A 1,327-nucleotide genomic window follows, 5' to 3' on the forward strand; every position below is an offset into this window, starting at 1 on the left:
ATGCTGTCGGGCGCATCATCGACACCTACACGCCCGCAGAATCCACAAACTACTTCACTGCCGCAGGCTACTTGCAACCTGATCGGCTAACGCTCTAGCCGATGTCGCGGCAAAAGTGACGCCCCGCATGTCAGGCCGCTTTTTCAGCTTGGGCGATGTCGCTTCCATACAGCACCATACCTTCACAGGCGCTGGTCCACCCAAGCCCAGATCTCAAGAGAGAGCCCGCTGCCCTAAATTGGGTAGTGTGCGGGAGGTTCTGCAAAAAGCTGAGAGGCTGAAGCGGTCATGGTAAGTCCGGTGATTGCGAAGATCACCGCTCGTAGAGGAGCTTGGACCCGCCATGACCGTGACGAAGATTAGGACGGATGTCTCTGCAGTCAAAGAGTTGTCGAGGTCGGACAAGGAGTTCCTGAAGCCGCTGATCCAGGGGGCGGTGCAGGACATTCTGGAAGCCGAGATGACGGAGACGCTGGGTGCGGAGAAAGGAGAGCGCAGCGAGGGGCGGCTTGGCTACCGCTCCGGCTACTATTCCCGCTCGTTGATCACCCGGATCGGCAAGATCGAGCTGAAGGTGCCGCAGGACCGGCAGGGGCGGTTCTCGACCGAGTTGTTCGAGCGCTACCAACGCTCGGAGAAGGCGCTGGTTGCGGCCCTGGCCGAGATGTACGTGCAGTGCGTCTCGACGCGAAAGGTGAAGCAGGTCACCGAGGAACTGGTGGGCCATGCCTTCTCAGCCGGCGCCAGGTGCTCGCGGTCGAACTCGCCAACCGAGAGAGCCGATCGAGCTGGAAGGATTTTTTGGAAGCCTTGAAGGCCCGTGGCCTGCATGGCGTCGAGTTCGTCGTCTCCGATGATCACCCGGGCTTGAAGAAGGCAATCCCCGAAGTTCTCACCGGCGTGTTCTGGCAGCGCTGTTATGTGCACTTCCTGCGCAATGCGCTCGACTATGTCCCCCGCAAGGTCGATGACGATTGCCTGCTCGAGCTCAGATGGATGTACGACCGGCGCGACCTCTCGGAGGTACGGCGCGATCTTGCCGCCTGGTTCGCCAAATGGGGTGGCAAATACGCCAAGCTCACCGCCTGGGTGGAAGAGAACATCGAGGAGACGGTCACCTACTTCCGCCTGCCGCTGGCACACCGCAAGCACATGAATTCGACGGATGAGATGGACAAGCGATTCTTAATGATCGCCCCGATGACGATTGGGGAAATCGCGTCCATTCTGCGGATTCCGACGAAGTCGCCCGGGTGTACCGATATGAAGTCGCTCGGGGATTCCGAGACGATGTCGCCCACCTTTCCGATTTGATCTCGCCCGGTGA

The 1,327-nt window shown here is 59.8% G+C and carries 1 pseudogene; it reads left to right on the forward strand.

Annotated features, from left to right (window positions below):
• Positions 1-343: 343 nt before the first annotated feature.
• Positions 344-1,179 (forward strand): annotated as a pseudogene (locus IVA91_RS32230) (transposase); the annotation flags it as partial.
• Between the last annotated feature and the right edge of the window lie 148 nt (positions 1,180-1,327).

Origin of the sequence: Bradyrhizobium sp. 153 (assembly GCF_023073835.1) — a bacterium.
Taxonomy (GTDB): Bacteria; Pseudomonadota; Alphaproteobacteria; order Rhizobiales; family Xanthobacteraceae; genus Bradyrhizobium.